This window comes from Pseudomonas sp. WS 5079 (genome assembly GCF_012985465.1).
Taxonomy (GTDB): domain Bacteria; phylum Pseudomonadota; class Gammaproteobacteria; order Pseudomonadales; family Pseudomonadaceae; genus Aquipseudomonas.
In genome coordinates, this window is the sequence record NZ_JAAQWN010000013.1 from 110,418 (window position 1) to 133,330 (window position 22,913).

Genomic DNA, 22,913 nt, shown 5'->3' on the forward strand with positions numbered 1-22,913 from the left:
AATGACTTCTGTGTTGTCCTCCACCCGGTTGCCTTGCGGCAACCGGGTTCTTGATTTGGCCCGTACCCACGTTATGGGCATTCTCAACGTAACCCCTGATTCCTTTTCCGACGGTGGTCGCTTCAGCCAGCTGGACGCGGCTTTGCGTCATGCAGAGGCAATGGTGGCTGCGGGTGCGACCATTATCGATGTCGGTGGTGAATCGACTCGGCCTGGAGCACGTGCTGTTTCCCCGCTGGAGGAGATGGAGCGTGTTGCGCCGATTGTCGAGCGAATCCATCGTGAGCTGGATGTCATCATCTCGGTAGATACCTCGACGCCCGCCGTCATGCGTGAGACCGCGCGACTCGGCGCGGGGCTGATCAACGATGTGCGCTCATTGCAGCGCGATGGTGCGCTGGATGCTGCTGCTGCCACCGGGTTGCCTGTGTGCCTAATGCATATGCTTGGCGAGCCCGGGACGATGCAGGACGCCCCGCACTACGACAACCTGGTTGAAGAAGTGACGGAATTTCTGGTGAGTCGCATTGCCCAATGCGCCGTTGCAGGAATTGCACCTGAGCGGATCATTCTCGACCCGGGGTTTGGTTTTGCCAAAACCCTGCAGCACAACTTGAGCCTGTTCAAACATGTGGAGTCGCTGCATGCCCTTGGTCGCCCCCTGTTGGTTGGGGTGTCACGCAAGAGCATGATAGGCATGGCCTTGAATCGTCCCGTGGGCGAGCGCCTGTATGGCGGCCTGGCCCTCGCGGCGCTGGCCGTGGCCAAGGGGGCGCGCATTCTGCGGGTGCATGATGTGGCCGAGACAGTTGACGTAGTGCGGATGATCGAAGCGGTAGAATCAGCCGAATAAGAATGATGGAGCACTTATGACAAAGAAATATTTTGGCACCGACGGTATTCGTGGTCGGGTCGGCGAATTCCCGATCACTCCGGATTTTATGCTCAAGCTGGGCTGGGCGGCCGGGATGGCCTTTCGCAGCATGGGCGCATGTCGCATCCTGGTCGGCAAGGACACGCGGATCTCCGGTTACATGTTCGAGTCTGCGCTGGAGGCGGGCCTGTCCGCTGCCGGGGCTGATGTGATGTTGCTGGGGCCGATGCCTACGCCGGCGATCGCTTATCTGACGCGTACCTTCCACGCTGAAGCCGGGATTGTGATCAGCGCTTCGCACAATCCCCATGACGACAATGGCATCAAGTTTTTCTCGGGCCAGGGCACCAAGCTGCCGGACGAGATCGAACACATGATTGAAGAGCTGCTGGATGCGCCGATGACCGTCGTCGAGTCGAGCAAGCTGGGCAAGGTATCGCGGATCAACGACGCGTCGGGTCGTTATATCGAATTTTGCAAAAGCAGCGTGCCTACCAGCACCAATTTTGCCGGACTCAAGGTGGTCATCGACTGTGCCCACGGTGCCACCTACAAGGTCGCTCCCAGCGTATTCAAGGAATTGGGCGCCGAGGTCACCGTGCTGTCGGCTCAGCCTAACGGCCTGAACATCAACGACAACTGCGGTTCGACCCACATGGGGCAATTGCAGGCAGCGGTATTGGCCGAGCACGCGGACCTGGGTATCGCCTTCGATGGTGACGGTGATCGCGTGCTGATGGTCGATCATACCGGCGCCATCGTCGACGGTGACGACCTGCTGTTCATCATTGCCCGCGACCTGCATGAGCGTAACAAGCTCCAAGGCGGCGTCGTCGGTACCTTGATGAGTAACCTGGGGCTGGAGCTGGCCCTGGCCGACCTGGGGATCCCGTTCGTGCGCGCCAATGTTGGCGACCGCTACGTGATTGCCGAGCTGCTGGAGCGCAACTGGGTGGTGGGTGGCGAGAATTCGGGCCATGTCGTGTGCTTCCAGCACACCACCACCGGTGATGCGATTATCGCGGCGCTGCAGGTACTATTGGCCCTGCGTCGCCGCGAAGAAAGCCTGGCCCAGGCGCGCCAGGCGCTACGCAAGTGCCCTCAAGTATTGCTCAATGTGCGTTTCTCGGGTGGTGAAAACCCTATCGAGCACCCGGCGATCAAGGAAGCCTGTGAGCGCGTTACCGTCGCCATGGCGGGGCGTGGCCGGGTCTTGTTGCGCAAGTCGGGGACCGAGCCTTTGGTGCGTGTGATGGTTGAAGGCGATGACGAAACACAGGTTCGTGGCTACGCCGAAGAGCTGGCAAAACTGGTAACTGAAGTTTGCGCCTGAATTCGGCTTGCCAGTGATGATGTGGTTGGGTAACATCTGCGCCCACTTTGACCGACGAGGTACAGCATGCGTCGCACTATGGTAGCTGGTAACTGGAAGATGCACGGTACCCGCGCCAGTGTCGCTGAGCTGGTCAATGGCCTTCGTCACCTGGCTTTGCCAAGCGGTGTCGATATTGCGGTATTCCCGCCTTGCTTGCATATCAACCAAGTGGTTGATGGCTTGAAAGGCAAGTCGATCCAGGTCGGCGCGCAGAATTCCGCAGTAGAAGCCATGCAGGGTGCGTTGACCGGTGAGATTGCACCGAGTCAGTTGGTTGATGCGGGTTGTTCCTATGTGCTTGTTGGGCACTCCGAGCGCCGTCAGATGATGGGCGAGCGGGATGGGACGCTCAACCGCAAGTTCGCGGCGGCACAGGCTTGTGGCTTGATTCCAGTGTTGTGCATAGGGGAAACCCTGGAGCAGCGTGAATCGGGCAAGACTCTTGAAGTTGTCTCGCGTCAGCTGGGCAGCATCATCGAGGAGCTGGGTGTTGGTGCATTTGCAAAGGCAGTGATTGCTTACGAGCCGGTCTGGGCCATTGGCACCGGGCTGACTGCTACACCGCAACAGGCGCAGGATGTGCATGCAGCCATCCGCGCGCAGTTGGCGGCAGAGAATTCTGAGGTCGCACAAGGTGTGCGGCTTCTATACGGCGGCAGCGTGAAGGCGGCCAATGCGGTCGAACTGTTCGGCATGCCGGATATCGATGGGGGGCTCATTGGTGGAGCTTCCCTGAATGCAGATGAGTTCGGTGCGATTTGTCGCGCCGCGGGAAACTGAGAAAATGCTGGAAACAGTCGTAGTCGTTTTTCATCTGTTGGGTGCGCTGGGCGTTGTTGCCCTGGTATTGCTGCAACAGGGTAAAGGTGCGGACGCTGGTGCGTCTTTCGGGGCAGGTGCTTCAAATACTGTGTTCGGAAGCCAAGGTTCCTCTACCTTTCTTAGTAAGTTTACTGCTATACTTGCCGCCGGTTTCTTCATAACCAGCCTGGGGTTAGGTTACTTTGCTAAAGAGAAAGCTCATGTGCTGACTCAAGCAGGTTTGCCAGATCCAGCAGTGTTGGAAGTGCCAAAAGCAAAACCGGCTTCTGATGATGTCCCGGTGCTTCAAGAGCAAAAGTCGGCTACTCCAGCGACTGACGTGCCTCCAGCTCAAGAGCAGAAGTAAGAAGGTTGTAAACGCTGTATTGCCGAGGTGGTGGAATTGGTAGACACGCAACCTTGAGGTGGTTGTGCCCATAGGGTGTAGGGGTTCGAGTCCCCTTCTCGGTACCAATTATCAGGAGAGCCCGCTGTTGCGGGCTTTCTTGTAGGTGGAAGGTTACATTGACCCTGTAAGGGATCGGTCGTATACTTCCGCCCCAGCTTTGTCGCGGGGTGGAGCAGTCTGGTAGCTCGTCGGGCTCATAACCCGAAGGTCGTCGGTTCAAATCCGGCCCCCGCAACCAGTTTTAGCGGAGCCCCTTTTAAGGGGCTTTTTGTTAGCTGGACACTTTCAACGCCGCTGTTCGACGGCGTTTCAAGGATGGGCGTTTCGCCCATTTTTTTATTTTGCACAGCATGCACATACATGCACGAGGGGGTTCAGGTGTCGAGCAAGCTAGAAGAGTTGCAGGCCTTGCTGGCCCCGGTGGTCGTGGCCCTAGGCTATGAATGCTGGGGTATTGAGTTTTCGGCTCAAGGTCGCCACTCAATGTTGCGCGTTTATATCGATAAAGAGGGCGGCGTGCTGGTGGACGATTGTGCCATCGTCAGCCGTCAGATCAGCGGTGTCCTGGATGTTGAAGATCCGATCGCCGTTGAATACACCCTCGAAGTTTCCTCGCCAGGCATGGAACGCCCACTGTTCACTATTGAGCAGTTTGCTAAATATGCCGGTGAACAAGTGAAGATCAAGCTGCGATCTCCTTTTGAAGGGCGACGCAACTTTCAGGGCCTTCTGCGCGGTGTAGAAGAACAGGATGTAGTGGTGCAGGTAGAAGACCACGAGTTCCTGTTGCCGATCGATATGATCGACAAGGCCAACATTATTCCCAGTTTTGACTGAGACGTGCCAGAAACTGCGGATCCCGCGGATCCAATGGCTTGCGAAAGGCGAGGCGTACGATGAGCAAAGAAGTACTGCTGGTTGTTGAGTCGGTATCCAATGAAAAGGGCGTACCGGCTAACGTGATTTTTGAAGCGCTGGAGTTGGCCCTGGCCACTGCTACCAAAAAGCGTTTTGAAGACGAAGTTGATCTGCGTGTGGAAATCAACCGCCACACCGGAGCCTATGAGACTTTCCGTCGCTGGACAGTCGTCGAAGAAGCCGATCTTGATGATCCGGCCATCGAAACCTGGCCAAGCAAGGTTGCGCAAACGCATCCTGGTGCCCAGGTGGGTGACGTCGTCGAGGAAAAGATCGAGTCCATCGAGTTCGGCCGCATCGCTGCACAGACTGCCAAGCAAGTCATCGTGCAAAAGGTCCGCGAAGCCGAGCGCGCTCAAGTCGTTGACGCCTATCGCGAGCGCCTGGGGGAAATCATCTCCGGCACCGTGAAGAAAGTGACCCGCGACAACGTGATCGTCGACCTGGGTAACAACGCTGAAGCGTTGCTGGCCCGTGAAGACATCATTTCTCGCGAAACCTTCCGTGTTGGCGTGCGCTTGCGTGCGCTGCTCAAGGAAATCCGCACCGAGAACCGTGGCCCTCAACTGATCCTGTCGCGTACTGCGCCGGAAATGTTGATCGAGCTGTTCCGTATCGAAGTGCCGGAAATTGCCGAAGGCCTGATCGAAGTGATGGCTGCGTCCCGCGACCCGGGTTCGCGCGCCAAGATCGCGGTCCGCTCCAAGGACAAACGCATCGACCCGCAGGGCGCTTGCATTGGTATGCGCGGTTCGCGCGTCCAGGCGGTGTCGGGCGAATTGGGCGGTGAGCGTGTGGATATCGTGCTGTGGGACGATAACCCGGCGCAGTTCGTGATCAACGCCATGTCCCCGGCCGAAGTCGCGGCAATTATTGTTGACGAAGATGCCCATGCAATGGACATCGCCGTTGGCGCAGACAATCTGGCCCAGGCCATCGGTCGCGGTGGTCAGAACGTGCGTCTGGCCAGCCAGTTGACTGGCTGGACCCTGAACGTCATGACCGAATCGGACATCCAGGCTAAGCAGCAAGCAGAAACCGGCGACATCCTGCGCAACTTCATCGACGAGCTGGAAGTCGACGAAGACCTGGCACAGGTGCTGGTAGATGAAGGCTTTACCAGCCTGGAAGAGATTGCCTACGTACCGGTGGAGGAAATGCTCAACATCGACGGCTTTGACGAAGACACCGTCAACGAGCTTCGCGCTCGGGCCAAGGATCGCTTGTTGACTAAAGCCATCGCTACTGAGGAAAAGCTGGCAGACGCCCATCCGGCCGAAGACCTGCTCTCGCTTGAGGGTATGGACAAGGATTTGGCGATGGAACTGGCGGTGCGCGGCGTAATTACCCGCGAAGACCTGGCCGAGCAGTCTATTGACGACCTGCTCGACATCGACGGCATTGACGATGATCGTGCCGGCAAGTTGATCATGGCCGCCCGAGCCCATTGGTTCGAGTAATTAGGCGCGGCCTGAGGAGAGAAGTGCATGACGCAAGTCACGGTGAAACAACTGGCCGATGAGGTCAAAACACCGGTAGAGCGCCTGTTGCAGCAGATGCGTGAGGCAGGTCTGCCGCACACCGCCGCCGAGGAACATGTGAGCGACAGTGAGAAGCAATCGTTGCTGACTCACTTGAAAAGCAGCCACAAGGCGAAAGTGGAAGAACCGCGCAAGATTACATTGCAGCGCAAAACAACCAGCACCCTGCGGGTGGCTGGTAGCAAAAGCATCAGCGTTGAAGTGCGTAAGAAGAAAGTCTTCGTACAGCGCAGCCCGGAAGAAATCGAAGCCGAGCGCAAACGCGAGATGGACGAACGTCGCGCAGTAGAAAATGCTGCACGTCAGAAGGCTGAAGAAGAAGCCAAGCGTCGCGCCGAAGAAGAAGCGCGTCGCCAGCCTGCTGCTGCGCAATCCGCTACTGATGCAGTCGCCGCTCCTGCCGCGCCTGTTGAAGCTGTGCGTGAGGCCGCTCCTGTTGCCGCCGCACCTGCTCCTGCAGCCGACGCTCGCAAGCGCGACGAACCTCGTCGTCCGGACAAGCCACGCGCAGACGATAACAATCGTCGCGGCAGTGGTGATGGTGAGCGCAAAAACGCTCCACATCGTGCTTCGGTCAAAGAGAAAGCGCCTGCTCCACGCGTTGCGCCACGTACTACCGACGAAGAAAGCGATGGCTTCCGTCGTGGTGGTCGCGGCAAGGCCAAGCTGAAGAAACGCAACGCCCACGGTTTCCAGAGCCCAACCGGCCCTGTCGTGCGTGAAGTGAAGATCGGCGAGACCATCACTGTGGGCGATCTGGCCCAGCAGATGTCGGTCAAGGCTGCTGAAATCATCAAGTTCATGTTCAAGCTGGGTACTCCGGCCACCATCAACCAGGTACTGGACCAGGAAACTGCCCAACTGGTTGCTGAGGAGCTGGGCCACAAAGTGACCCTGGTCAGCGACACCGCCCTGGAAGATTCCCTGGCCGAGTCCCTGAAGTTTGAAGGTGAGGCAGTTTCCCGTGCGCCAGTCGTGACCGTAATGGGCCACGTTGACCATGGTAAGACTTCCCTGCTCGACTACATCCGTCGTGCCAAGGTTGCAGCGGGCGAAGCCGGCGGCATCACCCAGCACATCGGTGCCTACCACGTTGAAACCGACCGTGGCATGGTGACGTTCCTCGATACCCCAGGTCACGCCGCGTTTACCGCAATGCGTGCCCGTGGTGCCAAGGCGACCGACATCGTGATCCTGGTGGTTGCAGCGGACGACGGCGTAATGCCACAAACCATCGAAGCCGTTCAGCATGCCAAGGCTGCTGGTGTGCCGCTGGTGGTTGCAGTGAACAAAATCGACAAGCCGGGCGCCGATCTCGATCGCATCCGTAGCGAACTGTCGGTTCACGGCGTGACATCCGAAGAGTGGGGTGGCGACACTCCATTCGTACCGGTCTCGGCGAAGATGGGTACCGGCGTTGACGAACTGCTCGAAGCAGTCCTGTTGCAAGCCGAAGTCCTGGAACTGACCGCTACGCCATCGGCTCCTGGCCGTGGTGTCGTGGTTGAATCGCGCCTCGACAAGGGTCGTGGCCCGGTTGCGACCGTGCTGGTTCAAGACGGTACCCTGCGCCAAGGCGACATGGTCCTGGTCGGTTCGAACTACGGCCGTGTACGTGCCATGCTCGACGAGAACGGCAAGCCAATCAAGGAAGCAGGTCCTGCTATCCCGGTCGAGATTCTCGGCCTGGACGGTACCCCGGACGCTGGCGACGAGATGAGCGTAGTTGCCGACGAGAAGAAAGCCCGTGAAGTGGCTCTGTTCCGTCAAGGCAAGTTCCGCGAAGTCAAGCTGGCCCGTGCTCACGCCGGCAAGCTGGAAAACATCTTCGAGAACATGGGCCAGGAAGAGAAGAAGACGCTTAACATCGTCCTCAAATCTGACGTCCGTGGTTCCCTCGAAGCGTTGAACGGCGCCTTGAACGGCCTGGGTAACGACGAAGTGCAAGTGCGTGTTGTCGGTGGCGGTGTCGGTGGTATCACCGAATCCGATGCCAACCTGGCACTGGCCTCCAACGCTGTACTGTTCGGCTTCAACGTGCGTGCCGATGCTGGCGCACGGAAGATCGTCGAGCAGGAAGGCCTGGACATGCGTTACTACAACGTCATCTACGACATCATCGAAGACGTCAAGAAAGCCCTTACCGGCATGCTTGGCAGTGACGTGCGGGAAAATATCCTGGGTGTTGCCGAAGTGCGTGACGTGTTCCGTTCGCCGAAGTTCGGCGCGATCGCCGGTTGCATGGTTATCGAAGGTACTGTGCACCGTAACCGTCCAATCCGTGTACTGCGTGAAGACATCGTTATCTTCGAAGGCGAGCTGGAATCCCTGCGCCGCTTCAAGGATGACGCTTCCGAAGTACGTGCCGGCATGGAATGCGGTATCGGCGTCAAGAGCTACAACGACGTCAAGCCTGGCGACAAGATCGAAGTCTACGAGAAGGTCCAGGTTGCTCGCAGCCTCTAACTCGCGCACTTCAGGAGCCACGCCGCGTGTGGGCATGCAAATGTCCCGCGCAGTGTCCGGACTCTAAACGCAACGCCCGGTCTGGCTTTTGTCAGGCCGGGCGTTTGCCGCTTTCAGACCCCACGGGTTTCACCGTGTGGCAGTAACAGGTAACAAGACATGGCAAAAGAATACAGCCGTACCCAACGTATCGGCGATCAGATGCAGCGCGAGCTGGCCCAACTGATCCGTCGCGAAGTCAAAGACCCGCGCGTTGGCCTGGTCACCATTACCGCTGTTGAAGTGAGCCGTGACGTTGGTCACGCGAAGATCTTCATCACCGTGATGGGCCAGGACAACAGCGAAGAGATCGCGCAAAGCATCAAGGTGCTCAACTCTGCCGCAGGCTTCCTGCGCATGCAGTTGGCCCGTGAGATGAAGCTGCGCAGCGTGCCCCAGTTGCACTTCCACTACGACGAAAGTGTCGTGCGTGGTGCGCACCTGTCGGCCCTGATCGAGCGTGCCGTGGCTGAAGACAATCAGCATCCGTCCACACCTGAAGACGCCAAGGAGTAAGCGGTGGCTCAGGTCAAGCGTATCCGTCGTAACGTCAGTGGCATCATCCTGCTCGACAAGCCCATTGGCTTTACCTCCAATGCCGCTTTGCAGAAGGTCCGCTGGCTGCTCAATGCCGAGAAGGCCGGGCACACCGGCAGCCTCGACCCCTTGGCTACTGGCGTATTGCCATTGTGCTTTGGCGAGGCCACCAAGTTCTCGCAATACCTGCTCGATTCAGACAAGGGTTACGAAACCCTGATGCAACTGGGCAAGACCACCACCACGGCTGACGCCGAAGGTGATGTTCTGCAGGTTCGTGACGTGACCGTTGGTCGTGCAGATATCGAGGCCGCTTTACCCGCTTTTCGTGGGCAAATCAGTCAGATACCGCCGATGTACTCGGCTCTCAAGCGTGATGGCCAGCCTCTTTACAAGCTGGCACGTGCGGGCGAAGTAGTGGAGCGCGAACCGCGTTCTGTTACTATTGCGCGCTTGGAATTGCTTGCCTGTGAAGGCGAGACTGCCCGCTTGGCCGTGGACTGCAGCAAAGGCACCTATATCCGTACCCTGGTGGAAGATATCGGTGAAAAGCTCGGTTGCGGCGCGTATGTTGCAGAACTGCGACGCACCCAGGCTGGCCCTTTTACCCTGGCCCAGACGGTCACGCTGGAAGAGTTGGAAGCCGTGCATGCCGAAGGCGGCAATGAAGCAGTTGATCGCTTCCTGATGCCATCGGACAGCGGTTTGCTGGATTGGCCATTGCTGCACTTTTCGGAGCACAGCGCGTTCTACTGGCTCAACGGCCAGCCAGTACGTGCACCGGATGCCCCGAAGTTCGGCATGGTGCGGGTACAAGATCACAACGGTCGCTTTATCGGTATCGGTGAAGTGAGCGAAGACGGGCGCATCGCGCCGCGTCGACTGATTCGGTCAGAATGACCGGAACCAGTTTGTGGTAAAAGCGCAGTAGTTTTTACGCAAACTGGAACGAGGGTGGCTGTTAACAGGCACGGTCACTACTCATTTTTAGATACAGGGATTTGTCCCTGGCCTGTTGAAACTGCCCTTTGGGTGGTTTCCTGAAAAAAGGATTGCCTCATGGCTCTCGACGTTCAAGAAAAAGCACAAATCGTAGCTGACTATCAGCAAGCTGTTGGTGACACTGGTTCGCCAGAAGTGCAAGTTGCACTGCTGACCCACAACATCAACAAGCTGCAAGGTCACTTCAAGGCCAACGGTAAAGATCACCACTCCCGTCGTGGTCTGATCCGCATGGTAAACCAGCGTCGTAAGCTGCTGGACTACCTGAAAGGCAAGGATCTGGGTCGTTATCAGACTCTGATCGGTCGCCTGGGTCTGCGTCGCTAATCGGCGATTGCGCTAGAGGTTGGTTGGCTGTCGTGTGTCAGTGGGTTTCCCGCTGGCCCATGGCAGGCTTCCAGCCTCAAGTTTTATCTGGATACACGTTTTACCCTGGACAGGCGTTGGGCCGACTCCCGACATTGCCCAAGAATTTCGCAAGAAGACAAGTTCCCCAAGAGCCACAAAGAAGGTAGGACACCGTGAACCCGGTTATCAAAAAATTCCAGTTCGGTCAGTCGACCGTTACCCTCGAGACAGGCCGTATTGCCCGTCAAGCCTCCGGCGCAGTGCTGGTCACCGTTGACGACGACGTTACCGTACTGGTGACCGTTGTAGGCGCAAAGACCGCTGACCCAAGCAAAGGCTTCTTCCCTCTTTCCGTTCACTACCAGGAAAAGACTTACGCTGCCGGTAAGATCCCTGGTGGTTTCTTCAAGCGTGAAGGCCGTCCTTCCGAGAAAGAAACCCTGACTTCCCGACTGATCGACCGTCCGATCCGTCCGCTGTTCCCAGAAGGCTTCATGAACGAAGTGCAGGTTGTCTGCACCGTCGTTTCCACCAGCAAGAAGACCGATCCGGACATCGCTGCGATGATCGGCACCTCGGCTGCCCTGGCCATCTCCGGTATTCCATTCGATGGCCCGATCGGCGCAGCCCGTGTTGCGTTCCACGAAAGCACCGGCTACCTGCTGAACCCGACTTACGAACAACAGAAAGCTTCGAGCCTGGACATGGTCGTTGCCGGTACTTCGGAAGCCGTGTTGATGGTTGAATCGGAAGCCAAAGAGCTGACCGAAGACCAGATGCTGGGCGCTGTACTGTTTGCTCACGACGAGTTCCAGGTTGTGATCAACGCTGTTAAAGAACTGGCTGCTGAAGCTGCCAAGCCAACCTGGACCTGGGCTCCTGCGCCTGAAGCCACCGCACTGCTGGGCACTATTCGCTCCGAGTTCGGTGCTGCGATCTCCGACGCCTACACCATCACCATCAAGGCCGACCGTTACGCTCGCCTGGGTGAATTGAAGGACCAGGTTGTTGCCAAGCTGTCCGGTGAAGAAGGCCAGCCTTCTTCCAGCGAAGTCAAAGCAGCCTTCGGCGAAATCGAATACCGCACCGTTCGCGAAAATATCGTTAACGGTAAGCCACGTATTGACGGTCGCGACACCCGCACCGTACGTCCGCTGAACATCGAAGTCGGCGTTCTGCCGAAGACCCACGGTTCGGCCCTGTTCACCCGTGGTGAAACCCAGGCCCTGGTAGTCGCGACTCTGGGTACTGCCCGTGACGCACAGCTGCTGGACACCCTGGAAGGCGAGAAAAAAGACCCGTTCATGCTGCACTACAACTTCCCTCCGTTCTCGGTAGGTGAGTGTGGTCGCATGGGTGGTGCTGGTCGCCGCGAAATCGGTCACGGCCGCCTGGCCCGTCGTTCGATTGCAGCCATGCTGCCTGCCGCCGACGTGTTCCCGTACACCATTCGTGTTGTGTCGGAAATCACCGAGTCCAACGGTTCCAGCTCCATGGCTTCGGTCTGCGGTGCTTCCCTGGCTCTGATGGACGCCGGCGTTCCGATGAAGGCACCGGTTGCCGGTATCGCCATGGGCCTGGTTAAAGAAGGCGAGAAGTTCGCCATCCTGACCGACATCCTGGGTGACGAAGACCACCTGGGCGACATGGACTTCAAAGTAGCCGGTACCGCCAAAGGTGTTACCGCGCTGCAGATGGACATCAAGATCAAGGGCATCACCGAAGAAATCATGGAAATCGCTCTGGGCCAAGCCCTGGAAGCGCGCCTGAACATCCTCGGCCAGATGAACCAGATCATTGGCCAGTCCCGCACCGAACTGTCGGAAAATGCTCCGACCATGATCGCGATGAAAATCGACACCGACAAAATCCGTGATGTCATCGGTAAAGGCGGCGCGACCATCCGTGCGATCTGTGAAGAAACCAAGGCCTCGATCGATATCGAAGACGACGGTTCGATCAAGATCTTCGGCGAAACCAAGGAAGCGGCTGAAGCTGCACGTCAGCGCGTCCTGGGTATCACCGCAGAAGCCGAGATCGGCAAGATCTACGTCGGTAAGGTTGAGCGCATCGTCGACTTCGGCGCATTCGTCAACATCCTGCCTGGCAAGGACGGTCTGGTTCACATCTCCATGCTGAGTGATGCTCGCGTTGAGAAAGTGACCGACATCCTCAAAGAAGGCCAGGAAGTGGAAGTGCTGGTACTGGACGTGGACAACCGCGGCCGTATCAAACTGTCCATCAAGGACGTAGCAGCAGCCAAGGCTTCGGGCGTTTAATCACTCCCAGGCTTCATGCTGAAAAAGAGGACTCTTCGGAGTCCTTTTTTTTGGACTGCGGGAAAGTGAAGGTAAATCAGCCGTTTAGCCTAGGACAAAAGCCGCAACTTGCATGCAGGCACGACGGGCTTCATGCAAGTTGCACGATTTCGAAAAAACAGCATTTATATAAACTATTGATTTATAAAGGTTTATTTAAATTTTTGGACTTGGCACACTGTCTGCACTATTCCTGTTAACGCTGCAGTATGAAGGTTCACACACTGCAGACTTTCAATAAAACAGGAGTTACTCGTATGAAGAAGTTCGCTCTCGCTACTGCTACCGCTCTGACCCTGGCCATGGGTGCTAACGTGGCCTTTGCCCAAACTTCCCAAGCTCCAATGACTCTGGCGGCTGGTGAAGCCACCAAAGCGAAAGAAAGCGTTTCGGATACTTGGATCACCACCAAAGTTAAATCTGATCTGCTGACTGAAAAAGGTATTCCTGGTTCGGACATCAAGGTTGAAACCAACAAAGGTGTGGTTTCCCTGTCGTCGACTGTAGCCATTTCGGATTCGCAGAAAGCAACCGCTGTAGCGATCACCAAGAAAATCAAAGGTGTAACCGCGGTTTCTGCTGACGGCCTGCTGGCTGGCGGCGCCACCAAGGCAGACAACATCGACAAAACCAAAAGCGCAGCAGCAGGCGCCAAGGAGTCCACTTCGGATACCTGGATCACTACCAAAGTGAAAGCTGACCTGGTAACCGAGAAAGGCATTCCTGGTACCGACATTAAAGTCGAAACCAACAAGGGCGTGGTTTCCCTGTCCTCTTCGGTCGCTGTGACTGAAGCGCAGAAAACTACTGCGGTGAATATCACCAAGAAAATCAAAGGCGTTAAAGCTGTATCGGCCGACGGCCTGAAAGCAGAGTAACGCGTAGCCATTCGACTGGACCCAGGCGGCCACGAGCGAGGCAGATATCCGCTCAATGCACCTTACAGGTTCATGCGACCGACCACAGGGATGTGGTCACTACGGGCCCCGGCACTTGTGTCGGGGCCCGTTTTATTGTGGCGGGGAATACATATTTGCCGATTTTGGAGATCAAACGTGGGAGCTGGCTTGCCTGCGATGGCTGCGTATCAGTAGTAAGCAGGCTGGCTGACCCACCGCCATCGCAGGCAAGCCAGCCCCCACACTTTGCAGTTATGGTGCCCGGTAGTTACTCGGCATCCAGGTGCATTGGCGTAACAACCCGGCCATCTTTCTCTGCCTGCCCAAGGTTGGCATCAATGAAGTACACCCGGTCATCTTCCAGCTGGCCCTTGTCGACCAGATAGTCTTTGATCGTGCTGGCGCGGTCCTGGCCCAGTTGGCGTAGCAGCACGTCACTGGCGCTCCAGAACTTGATCACGCCGTCACGCAGCTTCGCCGAGCGCTCATCGCTACCCAGGTTTTTCCACTCGGCCGGTGGCTGTTGCTTCAAGCGAGTGCGGTAGATGCCTTCGAGCAGCGGGGCTTTTTCCTTTTCCGGTACTTCGAGCAACGACGCCTGGGCCGGGACTTTATCGCCACGGCGCTGGAGTATCTTGTAGTAGTTGTACTGATACTCGCGCTCAAGCCGCTCGGCAGCCAAGAACGGGCCGTCGCTGCTGGCTGCCGCGGTGCCTTCGATCTCCAGGCGCAGGGCAGGGCGCTCCTTGAGGGCCTTGGCGAGGCTGTCCAGGGCCGACTCGGCGTCCTTGTTCAGGGCGCTGGAGCCTGCGGCGAACGACACATTGCCAAGATCCTGCGCGCCACCACCCGTCACCAGTCCGCCAATGAACTTGAACGGCGCCGTCGCCGCGCGTACCACCAGGTTGCGCAGGGTTTGCCAGACAATCGGCATCACGCTGAATTGCGGGTTGTTCAAGTCGCCGGTCACCGGCAATTCGATGGAAATCTTGCCGTCGGTGTCCTTGAGCAGGGCAATCGCCAGGCGAATCGGCAGGTCCACCGCGTCCGCACTGTCGACTTTCTCGCCCAGTTGCAGTTGCTCCACCACTACCTTGTTCTCAGCCTTCAACTGGCCCTTGGTGATCACGTAGTGCAGGTCCAGGTTGAGCCGGCCCTTGCGGATACGGAACCCGGCAAACTTGCCCGAGTAAGGTGTCAGGGTGGTCAGTTCGACGCGTTTGAAGCTGGTGGCGATATCCAGTGCGGCCATCGGGTCAAACGGGTTCACGCTGCCCTTGATGGTTACCGGCGCATAGCGATCGACCTTGCCCTTGATATCGACGCTGGCCGGCTTGGCCTGGCGGCTGTCGATGGTGCCGATCTGGCCATTGAGTTGTTGGATCGCCGTGGCGAAGTTCGGTGTCAGGCTGAAGTCGGCAAAGTTGGCCGAGCCATCATTGATCGCGATCTGGCCGATACGGATGCCCAGGGGCTTCTCGTTGCTCGCGCTGGATTTGGCCGTCGATTTGGCACCGCTGTCGGCCGGCTGTGGGATCAGCAGGTCATCGACGTTGGTGGTGCGGTCATCGTTGATCATAAAGCGCGCATAGGGTTGCAGCAGGTTGATCTTGTCGATCGACAGGCTATTGCCGTGCTGGTAGTTCAAGCCCTCGACCACCAGGCGCTGCCACTTGAGGAAGTCACGGGTCTTGAGAGTATCGAGGGTGTGCAGTTGGTCCACTTGCGCGCGGCCGGTGATCTGCAGCGCAAGGGGCTCGGTACTCTTGAGGTTCACGTCCAGGTTGCTGCCGAGCATGCCGCTACGCAGTTCCAGGCGGATAAAGGGGCTGATATAGGACTGGGCAACCCGCAGGTCGATATCCTTGGTGTCGACCTTCAGCTTGGCGCTGACCGGGTTCAGGTTGACCTGGCCGCTCGCCTGGATCTTGCCCTGCTTGCCCAGGCCACTGTCGATCTTCAGCGTGAAGGGGCTTTGATTGAGGCTGTCGAAATCTTGTACATCGACATTCAGCGGGCCCAGCTCCAGTGCTACCGCAGGTTTTACCTGGCGATCAGCCAGATGCACCTGGTAGTTGCGCAGTTGCACATCCTTGAGCAGCACTTGCCAAGGCTTGCTCGGTGCTGTCGGTTCGGGTTTTGGCGAGTCGGCCGTGGCGGGAGCGCTTGCTGGCTCAGGCTGGGTGGCCGGCTTGCTCGGCTGGCTGGCGAACAGTTTCTGCCAGTCCAGTTGGCCGTCGGCTTCGCGGGCGGCCCAGGTTTCGAGCTTGTTACTGCGGATCTTGCCCACGATCACTTGCTGCTTGGCCAGGTCGATCGAGGTTTCGCTGACATCCAGGCGCTCCAGGCGCGCCAGTGGCCGGCCATCCGGGGCCTTGATCGCAAAGGGTGCGATGCTCGCGGAGACGTTGGTCAGGTTCAGTTCGGTTTCTTTGGCCAGGTTCAGCTTGTAGTCGGTGCTGAAGTTGAGGATGCCGTCTTCCAGGACCAGAGGCACGGCGTCCCGTACATAGGGCCACCAGACTTTCATCTTGCCATCCGTGACCTTGAGCTTACCCTCGGAGGCGATCGGCACCAGGCTGAAATTACCGGTCCAGTCGAGCTGCCCACCCTCGGGGCCGGCGGCGACCAGGGTCATGTCGGCGTTGTCTTCGGGCAGGGTGCTGAGGTTTTTCAGTTCGAAGTCGAGTTTGTCGTAGAGAAACTCGATAGGTTCGCTGGGGCGCACATCTTCGAAGTGCACGTAGCCGCCCGCCAGCTTGATGCGCTCGATGCGCAGCGGGAACGGTTTGCTCTCGGGGTCATCGGGCGTCGGTTCGCTCGGCGGCAACTTGAACAATTGCGCCAGGTTGAGCGCACCGGCTTTGTCGAAGAGGATTTCGGTCTTCGGCTTGTCCAATTGCACATCGGCCAAGTGCAGGGCGCGAGTCCAGAGGCTGTCGATCTGCAGGTTGGCGTAGAGGCGATCAAAGCCCACCTGTTCCTTGCCCGGCTCACCGATTTTTAGGCCCCAGAGGGTTAGCTCCAGGCTGAACGGGTTGAGTTCGATACGCTCGATACGGGCCGGCACGGTGGCGTAGTTGGCCAACTGTTGGTTGGCCACGCGAAGCGCAATACCGGGCAAAATCAAAAAGCCCAGCAAGCTGTAGAGTGCAAGGGCGGTCAGCAAGGCGCCTGCGGCGCGAATCAATCCTTTGGGCATGGGTGACGCCATCTATGTCGATCAAGAGTGCCTTGGAGTATGGCACGGGTTTACGGTTCCGAAGAACCGAGCCTTTATTACGCCAGTCCAGGCCTTTCAGGGCAATCCTACAGCTGCAGGATCAGGGTCTTCAGAGGAGGCTGCTGGTCTTGTGAGGGAAAGTCAGCGCCGGGAGTCATCACTTTCCAGTCGCGTACCGGCCTGCCGGCCTTTTCAGCGCAACGCAAGACCTGCTCGCGCCAATCATCCATGCTGACTTTTGCCAGGTTGTTGCAGCAGATCAGCACGCCATTGTCTGCGGTGGCCAGCAGTGCGGGCTTGAGCAGGCTTTGGTAGTCGCGCAGCAGGTCCACGGTGCCAAAGGCGCTCTTGGCCCACGCGGGTGGGTCGAGCAGCACCAGGTCATATTGGCGTTGCTCCAGGCGCGGGTAGCTTGGCAGTTTTTGCCCGCGACGCTGGGTGATCGGCAGCCCGGCCAACTGGCGGATTGCCGGGAAGTAATCGGACTGTACAAACGTCATGGCTGGCAGTTGCGGGTTCAACTCGCCGTTTTCGCGACCGACCGCCAGGTTGCCCTCGGCAAAGTCCAGGTTGCACACCTCGCGGGCCCCACCGGCCGCTGCGCTGAGGCCGACGCCGCAGGTGTAGGCAAACAGGTTCAGCACGCTTTTGCCGGCACTGTGCGCCTTGACCCAGCCGCGGGTGTTGCGCAGGTCCAGGAACAGCAGCGGATCCTGCCCGGAGTGGCGACCGCGCACGCGATAGTTCAGGCCCCATTCATGGCCGACCAGGTCTTCCAGGGCTGCGGGTTCGGCGCGGTACACCGTGTCTTCGCGGTCGATACGCGAGTTGCCTCGGGAGCGGTCGTTATAGACCAGCAGCAGTTCCAGCCCCAGGTACTGGTTGATCATCAGGTGCAACTGCAGCAGCGCATCGCTATCTAGCGATTGGTGAAAGCTCTGCACCATCAATTGCGGGCCGTAGCGGTCGATGGTCAAGCCACCGGCGCCTTCCTGGCTGCCATGGAACAACCGATAGCAATCGGTGCCTTGGGCATGCAGCTCGGCGAGCAGGTCTTGGCGGTGATCGAGGGCGGCGCGCAGCGCCTGATTCAGGGACGACATGGAGCGCGCCTTGCTGGGGAATTGAAGCGCGCAAGTTTAACAGCTCCTGTGGGCGCCGGCTTGCCAGCGATGGCGGTGGAGCAGGAATCGCTATCGCTGGCAAGCCAGCTCCCACAGGGTGTGTCGTTACAGCAGGCCCATCCGCCTGTGGGCGCGTTGCACCGAGCCATTGCGCATCGCCCAGCGTAGCAGCGGCGCGCTACGCCTGACCCCGGCGCGGATCAACTGGCGTTGCAGCGGGCTTTGCTGCTGCCCCAGCATGTCACCCGCCCAGTCCGGCAGCAGGTCGATGCCGGCTTGCATCATCAGCGCCCCGAACGGCTTGGCCAACGCGCTGGGTGCCGGGGCATCGAGCAACAGGCGCAGTACTTCGCGGCTGCGTTCGTCACACAACAGTTGTGGGCGAATACGTTGCAGATAATCAGATATTTCCTGCCTTGAACGCGGCACATGCCGAGCCCCCAGTTGTTCGGCGACCAGGGCTATCTCGCTGTAGTAGCGGTCCTGGTCCCGAAGTGATAACCCCGGGTTTTTGTAGCGCAGGTGCGCCGCCAGAAAGCTGCTGACTTCGGCGACGTGGACCCAGGTCAGCAATTGCGGATCACTGGCGGCATAGGGACGCCCATCCGGCGCGTGCCCGACCACCTGCAGGTGGATGGTGCGCACTTTTTCGATCAGCCACTCGGCATCGCGGCGCGAGCCAAAGGTGGTGCCGGAAATAAACTGCGACGTACGGCGCAAGCGCCCGAGCATGTCCTGGCGAAAGTTGGAATGGTCCCACACGCCGGCCAGCGCCAAGGGATGCAGCGCTTGCAACATCAAGGCGCTGATGCCGCCGATCAGCATGCTGCTGAAGTCACCATGGACCTTCCAGCTCACCGAGTCCGGCCCGAACAGCCCCGGATCGCCCTTGGGGCTTTCCAGGTCCAGGTTGCCCAGGGACAGGCCCGTGAGGCTCATCAACTGGGATTCGATACGGTTGCGCAGAAATTCCATGTGGTTTGAGGGTTCCTATCGGTTCAGGCGCTTGTCGATCAAGCCGTCGACCACGCTCGGATCGGCCAGGGTCGAGGTATCGCCCAGGCTGTCGAGCTCGTTGCAGGCGATCTTGCGCAGGATACGCCGCATGATCTTGCCTGAGCGGGTTTTGGGCAAGGCTGGCGCCCATTGGATCAGCTCGGGCTTGGCGAAACTCCCGATTTCCTTGCTGACCAGGTCCAGCAGGTGTTTTTTCAGTTCGTCGCTGGGCTCGACGCCATTCATCGGCGTGACAAACGCATAGATGCCCTGGCCCTTGAGGTCATGGGGATAGCCGACGACGGCGGCTTCGGCCACTTTGTCGTGCAGCACCAGCGCGCTTTCCACCTCGGCGGTGCCGATGCGATGGCCGGAGACGTTGATCACGTCATCGATGCGCCCGGTGATCCAGTAGTCGCCATCCTCATCGCGCCGCGCGCCGTCGCCGGTAAAGTAGTAGCCGGGGTAAGGCTTGAAATAGGTGTCGATCATCCGCTGCGGGTCGCCATACACACTGCGGATCTGCCCCGGCCAGCTGGCTTTGATCGCCAGGACGCCACTGCCGGCGCCGCTGATTTCCTTGCCCTGTTCGTCGAGCAAGACCGGCTGCACCCCAAACATCGGCTGAGTCGCGCAGCCAGGCTTGATGCGCTGGGCGCTGACCAGCGGGCTGAGCATGATGGCGCCGGTCTCGGTCTGCCACCATGTATCGACAATCGGGCAGCGCTGCTCGCCGACGGCATTGAAATACCATTCCCAGGCTTCCGGGTTGATCGGCTCGCCGACACTGCCGAGCAATCTCAGGCTGGCCCTGGACGTGTTCTCCAGCGGGCCATGGCCCTCACGCATCAAGGCCCGCAGGGCGGTGGGCGCGGTGTAGAAAATATTCACCTGATGTTTGTCGATCACTTGCCAGAAGCGCGAGCTGTCCGGGTAACTCGGCACGCCCTCGAACATCAGGGAGGTGGCACCGTTGGCCAGTGGCCCGTACACGATATAGCTATGGCCCGTGACCCAGCCGACGTCGGCGGTGCACCAGAACACTTCGCCCTCGCGGTAGTCGAGCACGTACTTGAAGGTCATTGCCGCTTGCAGCAGATAGCCACCGGTGGTGTGCAGCACGCCCTTGGGCTTGCCGGTACTGCCGGAGGTATAAAGAATAAACAGCGGGTCTTCGGCGCCCATCGGCTCGGGCGGGCATTCGCCGCTGGCCGCGTCCACCGCCTGTTGATACTTGAGGTCGCGCCCCTCGGTCCAGGCCACTGCGGCGCCGGTACGCGCTACCACCAGCACCGTCGTGACATTCGGACAACTGGCCAGGGCTTTATCGACATTCTGTTTCAGTGCCACCGGCTTGCCGCCGCGTACACCTTCGTCGGCAGTGATCACCGTGCGGCAGTCGGCATCCAGAATGCGATCGCGCAGGGCATCCGGTGAGAACCCGCCAAACACCACCGAGTGCACCGCGCCAATTCGCGTGCAGGCCAGCATTGCGTAGGCGGCCTGCGGAATCATCGGCATGTAGATACACACCCGGTCGCCTTTCTTCACGCCACGGCTTTTCAGCACATTGGCCAGGCGGATGACGTTTTGATGAAGTTGGCGGTAGGTGATTTTGGACGATTTTGCAGGATCGTCGCCTTCCCAGATAAAGGCCGGCTGATCGGCACGTTGCGCCAGGTGCCGATCAATGCAGTTGTAGCTGACGTTCAACTGGCCGCCGGCAAACCACTGTGCGGCGCCGGTGTGGATATCGCAGTGTTGGACGGTTTGCCAGGGCGTGATCCAGTCGAGCAGCGCCTTGGCCTGTTCGGCCCAGAAAATATCGGGGTGTTCGATGGATTGCCGATAGAGGCGCTGGTAGTCCTCTTGACTGAGTTGCGCAGCCCGGCGCACGGCATCGGCATGGGGAAACTGGCTGATATCGAACATTAGGGATCCCTCTTCTTGTTATAGATACAAGAGTTCAAGGCTGGTCCCTGTGGGGGCTGGCAAGCCAGCTCCCACAGGGGGCGCTTGTGCAGGTTCAATCCCTGATTGTAGTGCCGATCACATCAACCGCGGTGACGACCACGGAAGTAGTTGATCAAGCCCTGGGTCGAGGCATCGTCGGCCAAGGTTTCCTCGGCGCCCGTCAGGCGGTTGTAGACGCCCTTGCCCAGTTCCTTGCCCAGCTCCACGCCCCATTGGTCAAAGGCGTTGATGCCCCAGATAACGCTCTGCACGAACACCTTGTGTTCATACATTGCCACCAGTGCGCCCAGGCGACGCGGGCTGATCCGCTCGACCACCAGGGTGTTGCTCGGGCGATTGCCCGGGATCACTTTGTGTGGGGCCAGTTTCTGCACTTCGTCTTCGGCCATGCCTTTGTCACGCAGCTCGGCTTCGGCTTCGCTGCGGGTCTTGCCGAGCATCAAAGCCTGGCTCTGGGACAGGCAGTTGGCATACAGCCACTGGTGATGGTCGGAGACCGGGTTGAAGCTGACGATCGGCACAATGAAGTCGGCCGGGATCAACTGGGTGCCCTGATGCAGCAACTGGTGGTACGCGTGCTGGCCGTTGCAGCCCACGCCGCCCCAGATAACCGGGCCGGTATCGGTGGAAACCGGCGTGCCGTCCTGGCGTACGCTCTTGCCGTTGGATTCCATGTCCAACTGTTGCAAGTGCTTGGTGATGTTACGCAGGTAGTGGTCGTACGGCAGGATCGCGTGGCTCTGTGCGCCCCAGAAGTTGCCGTACCACACACCCAGCAGGCCCAGCAGCACCGGCATGTTTGCCTCGAACGGCGCGGTCTGGAAGTGCTGGTCCATGGTGTAGGCACCCGACAGCAGTTCCTTGAAGTTGGACATGCCAATGGCCAGGGCGATCGGCAAGCCGATGGCCGACCACAGCGAGTAACGGCCGCCGACCCAGTCCCACATCGGGAAGATGTTCTCTTCACGGATACCGAAGGCCACGGCTGCCGCGTTGTTGCTCGACACGGCGATGAAGTGGCGATACAGCTCGGCTTCGGAGCCGCCCTGGGCCAGGTACCAGGCGCGGGCGGCCTGGGCGTTTTTCAGGGTTTCCAGGGTGTTGAAGGACTTCGACGAGACAATAAACAGTGTGGTCTCGGCGCGCAGCTTCTGGGTCAGTTCGTGGAACTCACTGCCGTCGATATTCGCCAGGTAGTGGCAGCGCACGCCTTTATGGGCGTAGGACAACAGCGCTTCAGAGACCAGCTCCGGGCCGAGGAACGAACCACCGATGCCGATGTTGACCACGTCAGTGATCGGCTTCTCGGTGTAGCCGCGCCACAGGCCGTCGTGGATGCGGCCTACCAGGTCGGTGATCTGGTTCAGCACCTTGTGCACGTCGGGCATGATATTGGTGCCGTTGACCGACAGCTTGTCGCCCACCGGACGGCGCAATGCGGTATGCAGCGCCGGGCGCCCTTCCGAAGAGTTGACCGACTCGCCGTCGAACAGCGCCTTGATTGCGCCCTTGAGGTCGACTTCGTTGGCCAGGCCCACCAGCAGGTCGCGGGTTTCAGACGTAATCAGGTTTTTCGAGTAGTCGAGGAACAGTCCGCAGCTGCTCAAGGTGAACTGGCCAAAGCGCTGGGGATCGGCATTGAACGCTTCGCGCATGCTGAAATCCTGCATGGCTTGGCGGTGTTGATTGAGCGCTTGCCAGGCGGGCAGAGCGGTAACGTCATGAGGAGTGCGGTAATACGCCATCGCTGCGGGTTTCCTTTTTATTACTGGGACTACTTTTGGGACACTTGAATGTCCGGAACGTCCGACTTTTATCAAGCAGGCACTGAGAAACGGCGGGTTCCGGTCGAATGCGTCAACGCCAACACTAGCGTCGGGCGTTTACATTAAACCTAGCGTGTCGATATGTCTTGGCTTTGTCTGCGCACAGGCCGGTACTTTTTTATACCGGGGCCTGGGAGGCGCTACAAACCGAATGTGGGAGCGGGCTTGCTCGCGATGGTGGTGGGTCAGCGACAAATACATCGACTGACAGTCCGCCATCGCGAGCAAGCCCGCTCCCACATG

General features: G+C 58.9%; 17 protein-coding genes and 2 tRNA genes. 14 read left to right on the plus strand and 5 right to left on the minus strand.

Features of this window, described 5'->3' with window-relative positions; all coding sequences use genetic code 11:
• The first annotated feature begins 1 nt into the window (after position 1).
• From folP to HBO05_RS26550, 14 genes are all read left to right on the plus strand, one after another.
• The gene (gene folP / locus HBO05_RS26485) at positions 2 to 853 is read left to right on the plus strand and encodes a dihydropteroate synthase (protein WP_170043569.1); all 852 of its coding nucleotides are present in this window, start codon (positions 2 to 4) and stop codon (positions 851 to 853) included.
• 16 nt (positions 854 to 869) lie between these two features.
• The gene (gene glmM, locus HBO05_RS26490; protein ID WP_029298983.1) at positions 870 to 2,207 is read left to right on the plus strand and encodes a phosphoglucosamine mutase; all 1,338 of its coding nucleotides are present in this window, start codon (positions 870 to 872) and stop codon (positions 2,205 to 2,207) included.
• Between the two features lie 66 nt (positions 2,208 to 2,273).
• Complete coding sequence (gene tpiA, locus HBO05_RS26495; protein ID WP_070994377.1) at positions 2,274 to 3,029, plus strand: triose-phosphate isomerase; 756 nt, start codon at positions 2,274 to 2,276, stop codon at positions 3,027 to 3,029.
• Between the two features lie 4 nt (positions 3,030 to 3,033).
• Complete coding sequence (gene secG / locus HBO05_RS26500) at positions 3,034 to 3,417, plus strand: preprotein translocase subunit SecG (RefSeq protein WP_029298979.1); 384 nt, start codon at positions 3,034 to 3,036, stop codon at positions 3,415 to 3,417.
• A gap of 21 nt (positions 3,418 to 3,438) precedes the next feature.
• Positions 3,439 to 3,524 (plus strand) — tRNA-Leu (locus HBO05_RS26505).
• 96 nt (positions 3,525 to 3,620) lie between these two features.
• Positions 3,621 to 3,697, plus strand: a tRNA-Met gene (locus HBO05_RS26510).
• Between the two features lie 140 nt (positions 3,698 to 3,837).
• Positions 3,838 to 4,296 carry a ribosome maturation factor RimP gene (gene rimP, locus HBO05_RS26515; RefSeq protein ID WP_032867412.1) on the plus strand — a complete coding sequence of 153 codons (459 nt, stop codon included), beginning with the start codon at positions 3,838 to 3,840 and terminating at the stop codon, positions 4,294 to 4,296.
• A 59-nt stretch (positions 4,297 to 4,355) separates the two neighbouring features.
• Positions 4,356 to 5,837: a transcription termination factor NusA gene (gene nusA, locus HBO05_RS26520; protein WP_038445977.1), complete on the plus strand. Its 1,482-nt coding sequence runs from the start codon at positions 4,356 to 4,358 to the stop codon at positions 5,835 to 5,837.
• 27 nt (positions 5,838 to 5,864) lie between these two features.
• Positions 5,865 to 8,384, plus strand: a complete 2,520-nt coding sequence (gene infB / locus HBO05_RS26525) for a translation initiation factor IF-2 (protein WP_169955079.1) — start codon at positions 5,865 to 5,867, stop codon at positions 8,382 to 8,384.
• Positions 8,385 to 8,543: 159 nt separating this feature from the next.
• The gene (rbfA, locus tag HBO05_RS26530; RefSeq protein WP_029298974.1) at positions 8,544 to 8,939 is read left to right on the plus strand and encodes a 30S ribosome-binding factor RbfA; all 396 of its coding nucleotides are present in this window, start codon (positions 8,544 to 8,546) and stop codon (positions 8,937 to 8,939) included.
• 3 nt (positions 8,940 to 8,942) lie between these two features.
• Positions 8,943 to 9,860: a tRNA pseudouridine(55) synthase TruB gene (gene truB, locus HBO05_RS26535; protein WP_169955078.1), complete on the plus strand. Its 918-nt coding sequence runs from the start codon at positions 8,943 to 8,945 to the stop codon at positions 9,858 to 9,860.
• Between the two features lie 159 nt (positions 9,861 to 10,019).
• On the plus strand, positions 10,020 to 10,289 hold the full coding sequence (gene rpsO / locus HBO05_RS26540; RefSeq protein WP_003177875.1) for a 30S ribosomal protein S15: 270 nt from the start codon (positions 10,020 to 10,022) through the stop codon (positions 10,287 to 10,289).
• Positions 10,290 to 10,483: 194 nt separating this feature from the next.
• Complete coding sequence (gene pnp, locus HBO05_RS26545) at positions 10,484 to 12,589, plus strand: polyribonucleotide nucleotidyltransferase (RefSeq protein WP_169955077.1); 2,106 nt, start codon at positions 10,484 to 10,486, stop codon at positions 12,587 to 12,589.
• 296 nt (positions 12,590 to 12,885) lie between these two features.
• Positions 12,886 to 13,506, plus strand: coding sequence for a BON domain-containing protein (locus HBO05_RS26550; protein ID WP_029298967.1), 621 nt, complete (start codon positions 12,886 to 12,888; stop codon positions 13,504 to 13,506).
• Positions 13,507 to 13,795: 289 nt separating this feature from the next.
• Here HBO05_RS26550 and HBO05_RS26555 read toward each other — a convergent pair whose 3' ends face one another.
• From HBO05_RS26555 to pgi, 5 genes are all read right to left on the minus strand, one after another.
• Positions 13,796 to 16,729 carry a DUF748 domain-containing protein gene (locus tag HBO05_RS26555; RefSeq protein ID WP_172314663.1) on the minus strand — a complete coding sequence of 978 codons (2,934 nt, stop codon included), beginning with the start codon at positions 16,727 to 16,729 and terminating at the stop codon, positions 13,796 to 13,798.
• Between the two features lie 107 nt (positions 16,730 to 16,836).
• Entirely contained in the window at positions 16,837 to 17,853 is a 1,017-nt protein-coding gene (locus HBO05_RS26560) for a class I SAM-dependent methyltransferase (RefSeq protein WP_170058508.1), read from the minus strand.
• 126 nt (positions 17,854 to 17,979) lie between these two features.
• A complete protein-coding gene (locus HBO05_RS26565; RefSeq protein ID WP_169955074.1) occupies positions 17,980 to 18,849 on the minus strand; it encodes an oxygenase MpaB family protein in 870 nt (289 codons plus the stop codon).
• Between the two features lie 15 nt (positions 18,850 to 18,864).
• Positions 18,865 to 20,802 (minus strand): acetate--CoA ligase, encoded by a 1,938-nt coding sequence (acs, locus tag HBO05_RS26570; protein ID WP_172314665.1) that lies wholly within the window; start codon positions 20,800 to 20,802, stop codon positions 18,865 to 18,867.
• Positions 20,803 to 20,924: 122 nt separating this feature from the next.
• Positions 20,925 to 22,589 (minus strand): glucose-6-phosphate isomerase, encoded by a 1,665-nt coding sequence (gene pgi, locus HBO05_RS26575; RefSeq protein ID WP_172314667.1) that lies wholly within the window; start codon positions 22,587 to 22,589, stop codon positions 20,925 to 20,927.
• Positions 22,590 to 22,913: the final 324 nt, after the last annotated feature.

What these genes read in the sequence shown, in the direction of transcription:
- folP (WP_170043569.1), top strand. Translation starts at nt 2, where the DNA reads ATGACTTCTGTGTTGTCCTCCACCCGGTTGCCTTGCGGCAACCGGGTT.
- glmM (WP_029298983.1), top strand. Translation starts at nt 870, where the DNA reads ATGACAAAGAAATATTTTGGCACCGACGGTATTCGTGGTCGGGTCGGC.
- tpiA (WP_070994377.1), top strand. Translation starts at nt 2,274, where the DNA reads ATGCGTCGCACTATGGTAGCTGGTAACTGGAAGATGCACGGTACCCGC.
- secG (WP_029298979.1), top strand. Translation starts at nt 3,034, where the DNA reads ATGCTGGAAACAGTCGTAGTCGTTTTTCATCTGTTGGGTGCGCTGGGC.
- nusA (WP_038445977.1), top strand. Translation starts at nt 4,356, where the DNA reads ATGAGCAAAGAAGTACTGCTGGTTGTTGAGTCGGTATCCAATGAAAAG.
- infB (WP_169955079.1), top strand. Translation starts at nt 5,865, where the DNA reads ATGACGCAAGTCACGGTGAAACAACTGGCCGATGAGGTCAAAACACCG.
- rbfA (WP_029298974.1), top strand. Translation starts at nt 8,544, where the DNA reads ATGGCAAAAGAATACAGCCGTACCCAACGTATCGGCGATCAGATGCAG.
- rpsO (WP_003177875.1), top strand. Translation starts at nt 10,020, where the DNA reads ATGGCTCTCGACGTTCAAGAAAAAGCACAAATCGTAGCTGACTATCAG.
- HBO05_RS26550 (WP_029298967.1), top strand. Translation starts at nt 12,886, where the DNA reads ATGAAGAAGTTCGCTCTCGCTACTGCTACCGCTCTGACCCTGGCCATG.
- HBO05_RS26555 (WP_172314663.1), bottom strand. Translation starts at nt 16,729, where the DNA reads ATGCCCAAAGGATTGATTCGCGCCGCAGGCGCCTTGCTGACCGCCCTT.
- HBO05_RS26560 (WP_170058508.1), bottom strand. Translation starts at nt 17,853, where the DNA reads ATGTCGTCCCTGAATCAGGCGCTGCGCGCCGCCCTCGATCACCGCCAA.
- HBO05_RS26565 (WP_169955074.1), bottom strand. Translation starts at nt 18,849, where the DNA reads ATGGAATTTCTGCGCAACCGTATCGAATCCCAGTTGATGAGCCTCACG.
- acs (WP_172314665.1), bottom strand. Translation starts at nt 20,802, where the DNA reads ATGTTCGATATCAGCCAGTTTCCCCATGCCGATGCCGTGCGCCGGGCT.
- pgi (WP_172314667.1), bottom strand. Translation starts at nt 22,589, where the DNA reads ATGGCGTATTACCGCACTCCTCATGACGTTACCGCTCTGCCCGCCTGG.